The organism is Cupriavidus basilensis OR16, assembly GCF_000243095.1.
Classification (GTDB): Bacteria; Pseudomonadota; Gammaproteobacteria; order Burkholderiales; family Burkholderiaceae; genus Cupriavidus; species Cupriavidus basilensis_D.
The window spans coordinates 93,431-99,939 of record NZ_AHJE01000036.1 but is presented as its reverse complement, the minus strand read 5'-3'; the positions used below and the strand labels follow the sequence as shown (position 1 = coordinate 99,939).

Here is a 6,509-nt window from a genome sequence, read left to right as displayed (position 1 = left end):
CGGTTCGCTGGGCCTGCGCGACCGGCTGCAAATGGTCTACGTGGAAACCAGCCGCGGACACGACGCCATCGCCTTCCGGCCCGATATCGGCGCCTCGCTGCCCATGCTCCCCACCGCCATCGGACGCGCCTGGCTCTGCCAGGCCTCTCCCGGCGAGCGCGAGCCGGTACTGGCAGCGCTGCGCGCCAGCGATGCCGAGCAATGGCAGGCGCACGCCGCCGCGCTGGATGCCGCGGCGCGCGATTTCGCCACGCTCGGTTTCTGCCTGTCGCGCGGGGAATGGCAGCGCGACGTGCATGCCGTAGCCGTGCCGATGCGCGCCGAGATCGATGGCGAGATACTGGTCTTCAATTGCGGGGCGCCGAGCGCCAGGATGACATGCGACGCCTCGCAAGTCACGCCGCGCGGCACGCCCGTGGCCGACGAACCCGATACCGGCGATCGCCAGTTCGCCACCACGCTCGCGCATGGCATCGACATCCTGCTGGCCTACCGTCCGGGCGAGTCCCTGCTCGGCAACAAGGAGTTCGCGCAGCGCACCGGCCAGTCCAGGCCGGCCGTGGCCAGGCTCACGCACACGCTGACCGTGCTTGGCTATCTGCGCCGCGACGCCGCGCAGGCAAAGTACCGGCTCGGCGCGCCCGTGCTCTCGCTCGGCTACCCGCTGCTGGCCAGCATGCATATTCGGCAGATCGCGCGGCCGCTGATGAAAGAACTTGCCGATCGCATCGGTGGCGCGGTGTCGCTAGGCATGCGCGACCGCACGCAGATGATCTATGTGGAAACCGCCCGCTCCACCGACAGCCTGGTCGTCACGCCGGATATCGGCGCCGCGCTGCCCATGCTCACCACCGCCATCGGCAAGGCCTGGCTATGCAAGGCGCCCGCCGAAGAGCGCGAAAGCGTGCTCAATCGCCTGCGCCTGCAAGACCCGGATGCCTTCCTGCGCTTCCAGCCGCAATTGTCCCGGCTGCGGCTGGATTTCGAAGCCAAGGGCTACTGCGTGAATCGCGGCGAATGGCGCAGCGATGTCTATGCCTTTGCCGTGCCGCTGTTCCGGCCAGTGGATTCGCAATGGCTGATCTTCAACTGCGGGGTATCGGCACAGGCCAGGCCATTCGCCACGCGCGAGCGCGAAGTCACACCGGGGCTGCTCGATCTGGCGCGAAACGTGGAGAGGCTGCTGGGCATGCGGTGACGACCGTTCAATGCTCGAAATCCAGCCCACCGAGCAGCACGGTGGGATCCGCCTGCGAACGGGTCCCGAAATCGATTTGCCGGGGCGTTTGCCAGGCGCGCATCTTGCCCGGAAGGGCAGCTAGATAGTGCTCGAATTTTTCCGCGCCACCGGCAGCGAACAGCGCCTCAACCTCAAGGCCGTCCCATGACAGGTAGACGTTCAACTGCTGCGCGAACCGCCGCGGCTCATCCAGGGGCTCGCCGGAAAGGTGGACGCGCGCAGCGCGGCCAGCCCTCTCGTCCGGCACCACCTCGACACGGATACGGCGCTTGAACAACGCCGCGATGGTTTCGGCAATCCGCGGGGCCAACTCCGCGTTGAAGCGCGCTGCAATGTCTTGGCTCACTGAGTGTCTCATCCCGATTGTTTATCGATCGTAGCATGGCGCCTTTGCCGCGACGGCATGGGGAATACTCGCGGGCGTGCCGTGTGCAGCGGGACTCACAAGCGCAATGGCCCGCCGGCAAAAGCCGTCCATGAGAGCCCCCGACATCCCGTCCTTAAACTCAGGTTGACCCCAACTTCTGCTGACCTATACTGGAGTCCTGCCGACTGAGACACGCAGTAGCAAAGCGAAGGTAAGTGGCAGATGATCCTCTGGCCAAGATGGCAGTGAGATCGAGCAAGCCGATTAGGCTTGCAAGTCCGAACCGGATCCCAATGAGTTTGCCGACCCGGTTCGGTCCCCTCCCCCTCTCAACCGCGGGAAATAAAAAAGCACCTGTTACAGGTGCTTTTTTTATGCGTGCCGAGTCCGCCCCTGCCAGTGCCCAGTGTGCGCTGCCCCTGAACCGGAAATAGCGCCCCTGACCTGAAATAGCGCCCCTGACCCGGAAATAGAAAAAGCCCTTGAATATCAAGGGCTTTTTCCGTTGTTCTGGCGGAGAGACGGGGATTCGAACCCCGGATAGGTATTAACCTATACACGCTTTCCAGGCGTGCGACTTAAACCACTCATCCATCTCTCCAGCAAGTCCGCGAGTATATCAGAGTGTTGTTTCGCAAATCTAGTGTTTCGTGACCGAAGGCCCTATCCGCGTCGCAAGTAGGTTACGAGACGGTCAATCACCGGTGCGTTGCGCGGCGTCAGCAGGCTGACCAGGATGGCCACAGCGAAGCCCGCGGGCACGCCGAACGCACCGGAGGCGATCGGGTCCACGCCGAACCAGCGATTGCCGAAAATGCCGGTCATGCGGGTAAAGAACGGGTAGTTGACGAAGATATAGTAGACCGCCACCCCGAGCCCGGCCACCATGCCGGCCACTGCGCCCGCCGCCGTGGTGCGGCGCCAGAAGATCGCCAGCACCAGCACCGGGAAGAAACTGGACGCAGCCAGCGAGAACGCCGCGCCGACCAGGAAGAGGATATTGCCGGGACGCAGCGAGGTGACGTAAGAGGCAAACAGCGCCACGCCCAGCAGCACGATCTTGGCGGTGGTGACGCGCCGCTGGTGACTCGCGGTGCGGTCGACCATGTGATAGAAAACGTCGTGCGACAGCGCGTTGGCAATGGTGAGCAGCAGGCCGTCGGCGGTGGACAGCGCCGCGGCCAATGCGCCGGCGGCAACCAGCCCCGAGACCACATAGGGCAAGCCGGCGATTTCCGGCGCGGCCAGCACGATCATGTCGGGCTGGATGAGGATCTCCGCCCATTGCACGATGCCGTCACCATTGACATCGCGAATGCCGAACACCGGCGGGTCAACCTTGCGCCATTGCACCACCCACTGCGGCAGTTCCGCGTACGGTGTGCCGACCAGGTGCTGGAAGAACTCGTACTTGACCAGCGCCGCAAGTGCGGGCGCGGAGACGTAGAGCAGCGCGATGAAGAACACCGCCCACGCCACGGAGTTGCGCGACTCCTTGACCGACGGCGTGGTGTAGAGCCGCGTCAGGATGTGCGGCAGGCTGGCGGTGCCTAGCATCAGGCAGAACACCAGCAGCACAAAGTTCAGCCGCTTGGTCTTGCGCTCCGCCTCCGAGGGCGACGGATAAGGCTCGGTCGACGGCGTGGAAGGCTGGCTGCGCGCGAGGGCTTCTTCGCGCCGCTGGTTCCATTGCTGCTGCGCCGCCGCTATGTCACGCGGAAACTCGACCCGTTCGCGCTCCACCGTCTTGATCTCGCGCAGCGGTGCGTTGCGCAAGCGCAGCTCCTGCAAGCGCGCGGACAGCGCATTGCGCTCCTCGTCGAACGAGTGCGGCAGCCGCGAGATGCGGTCCTGCATCTGGATGGCCTGCTGGCGGTAGTACTCGCGCACGGCCTGCTCGGCCGGGTCGCGCTCGATGCTGCGCTCGCGCGTGTCGAGCTGCTGCAGCAGCGTGCCGTAGCTCAGCTGCGGCAGCGGGTCGTGATGGTGCTTCCACGCGATCATGCTGACCGTAACCAGGAAGGCCACGATCAGCATGATGTATTGCGCGACCTGGGTCCAGGTCACCGCGCGCATGCCGCCAAGGAAGGAGCACACCAGGATGCCGGCCAGGCCGAAGAACACGCCGACGGCGAACTCCACGCCGATAAAGCGCGTGACGATGGATCTGCGCCACCAGGTAGACGAAGGAACATAGCGAAGCCGCCATCACCGCGATTGCGCGCACCGGCATGTTGCCGCCGGGCTTGCCATTGCCATAGCGTGCGGCGAGGAAATCGGGGATGGTGTAGCCACCGTACTTGCGCAGGTAGGGCGCGAGCAGGAACGCGACCAGGCAATAGCCGCCGGTCCAGCCCATCACGTAGGCCAGGCCTTCGTAGCCCGAGGCGAACAGGATGCCGGCCAGGCCAATGAAGGATGCCGCGCTCATCCAGTCGGCCGCGATCGCCATGCCATTGAACAGCGCGGGCACGCGCCGGCCGGCTACATAGTATTCATTGAGGTCGGAGGTGCGGCAGATCAGCCCGATGCACGCATAGATGGCGATGGTGACGAACAGAAAGACGTAGCCGAGCCAGAGGGCATCGCCGCTGGAATGCTCGAGCAGGCCCATCATGCCGATGAAGACAAACAGGCCTATCGTGAACAAGCCGTAGTACAGCAGCAGCCGTCGGCGAAAGCGCGACTGTTCGTCAGGCATGGGAGCAGTGATTGGGCAGGCGGGTTGGGCGAGCAAGGAACCTGCCGTCACGCGCAAGGCGTGCCGGCAGGGGGCGGATGACCGCGTTACCGCGTTATTGTGCCTGCTTCAACTGATCCAGGATGGCGGGGTTTTCCAGGGTGGACGTGTCCTGGGTGATCTCTTCGTTCTTGGCCAGCGAGCGCAACAGGCGCCGCATGATCTTGCCGGAACGCGTCTTGGGCAGGTTATCGCCGAAGCGGATGTCCTTCGGCTTGGCGATCGGGCCGATCTCCTTGCCCACCCAGTTGCGCAGCTCCGCGGCGATCTGCTTGGCCTCTTCCTCGTTCGGACGGGAACGCTTGAGCACCACGAAGGCGCAGATGGCCTCGCCGGTCATGTCGTCCGGGCGGCCCACCACCGCGGCTTCCGCCACCATCGGGTTGGACACCAGCGCGGACTCGATTTCCATCGTGCCCATGCGGTGGCCCGAGACGTTGAGCACGTCGTCGATGCGGCCCATGATGGTGAAGTAGCCGGTGTCCTTGTCGCGGATCGAGCCGTCGCCGGCAAGGTATAGCTTGCCGCCGAGTTCTTCCGGGAAGTAGCTCTTCTTGAAGCGCTCCGGGTCGCCCCAGATGGTGCGGATCATCGAAGGCCACGGACGCTTGACCACCAGGATGCCGCCGCTGCCGTTCGGCACGTCCTGCCCCGTCTCGTCGACGATGGCCGCGATGATGCCCGGCAGCGGCAAGGTGCACGAGCCCGGCACCAGCGGCGTGGCGCCCGGCAACGGCGTGATCATGTGGCCGCCGGTCTCGGTCTGCCAGAAGGTGTCGACCACCGGGCAGCGCTCGCCGCCGATATTGCGGTAGTACCACATCCAGGCTTCGGGGTTGATGGGCTCGCCCACCGTGCCCAGCAGGCGCAGGCTCGACAAATCATATTGCCGGGGATGGATTTTCTCGTCGGCCTCGGCCGCCTTGATCAGCGAGCGGATCGCCGTGGGCGCGGTGTAGAAGATGCTGACCTTGTGGCGCGCGATCATGTCCCAGAAACGGCCGGCGTTGGGATACGTAGGCACGCCCTCGAACATCAGCTGCGTGGCGCCGGCGGCCAGCGGGCCGTAGGCGATATAGGTATGCCCGGTGACCCAGCCGATGTCGGCGGTGCACCAGAACAGGTCGTCGGGCTTGATGTCGAAGCTCCACTTCATCGTCATCAGCGCCCACAACAGGTAGCCGCCGGTACTGTGCTGCACGCCCTTGGGCTTGCCGGTTGAGCCCGACGTGTAGAGCACGAAGAGCGGGTGCTCGGCGCTGACGGGTTCGGCTTCACAGGTTTCCGGCTGGCCGGCGGCAACATCGTCCATCCAGCGGTCGCGCCCTTCGGCCCAGCTGACCTTGCCGCCGGTGCGGCGGTACACGATCACGCTCTTCACGGCTTCGCAGCCGCCCAGCGTGAGCGCTTCGTCGGCGATGGCCTTGAGCGGCAGCGCCTTGCCGCCGCGCATCTGCTCGTCGGCGGTGATCAGTGCCACCGCGCCCACGTCCACCAGGCGTTCTTGCAGCGACTTGGCGGAGAAGCCGCCGAACACCACCGAGTGCGTGGCGCCGAGGCGCGCGCAGGCCTGCATCGCCACGACGGCTTCGATGGACATGGGCATGTAGATGACGACGCGGTCGCCCTTCCTGATGCCCAGCGCCTTGAGGCCGTTGGCGAACTGGCAGACCTTGGCATGCAGCTGGCGGTAGGTGACCTTGGTGACGGTAGCGTCATCCGCCTCGAAGACGATGGCCACCTTCTCGGCATTGCCATTGTCCAGATTGCGGTCCAGGCAGTTATAGGAGGCATTGAGCTCACCGTCCTCGAACCACTTGTAGAACGGCGCATTGCTCTCGTCCAGCACCTTGGTGAAGGGCTTGGTCCAGTGCAGCTGCTCGCGGGCGTGGCGTGCCCAGAAACCCTCGTAGTCGCGCTCGGCTTCGGCGCACAAGGCCTGGTAAGCCTCCATGCTGGGGATCGCGGCGGCTTTGGCGAACGACTCCGGGGGATTGAAAATGCGATGCTCCTGCATCACGGACTCGATGGCGGACATTTGCTTGTCTCCTGATATTGCGTGGCTGCCTGGCTGCGAACTTACGCTCGACGGCTTACTTAAACCTGACGCTGCCAAACCCAACCCGCTTGCGTGCCGGCGCTCGCGCGCCTTTTGCTGCGTC

The 6,509-nt window shown here is 64.8% G+C and carries 3 protein-coding genes, 1 tRNA gene and 1 pseudogene; 1 reads left to right on the top strand and 4 read right to left on the bottom strand.

Annotated features, from left to right (window positions below; translation table 11 throughout):
* Positions 1-1,198, top strand: a 1,198-nt coding sequence (locus OR16_RS14255) for an IclR family transcriptional regulator domain-containing protein (protein WP_006158659.1), incomplete at its 5' end; no start/stop codon positions are given.
* A gap of 7 nt (positions 1,199-1,205) precedes the next feature.
* On the opposite strand, the gene OR16_RS14250 is transcribed toward OR16_RS14255, so the two are convergent.
* The 4 genes and pseudogenes from OR16_RS14250 to acs all read right to left on the bottom strand — a co-directional run bounded on the left by OR16_RS14250 (position 1,206) and on the right by acs (position 6,385).
* Positions 1,206-1,586, bottom strand: a complete 381-nt coding sequence (locus OR16_RS14250; RefSeq protein WP_006158658.1) for a DUF5594 family protein — start codon at positions 1,584-1,586, stop codon at positions 1,206-1,208.
* Positions 1,587-2,118: 532 nt separating this feature from the next.
* Positions 2,119-2,208, bottom strand: a tRNA-Ser gene (locus tag OR16_RS14245).
* 62 nt (positions 2,209-2,270) lie between these two features.
* Positions 2,271-4,308: pseudogene (locus OR16_RS14240) on the bottom strand (sodium:solute symporter family protein).
* 94 nt (positions 4,309-4,402) lie between these two features.
* Complete coding sequence (acs, locus tag OR16_RS14235; RefSeq protein ID WP_006158656.1) at positions 4,403-6,385, bottom strand: acetate--CoA ligase; 1,983 nt, start codon at positions 6,383-6,385, stop codon at positions 4,403-4,405.
* Positions 6,386-6,509 lie beyond the last annotated feature (124 nt).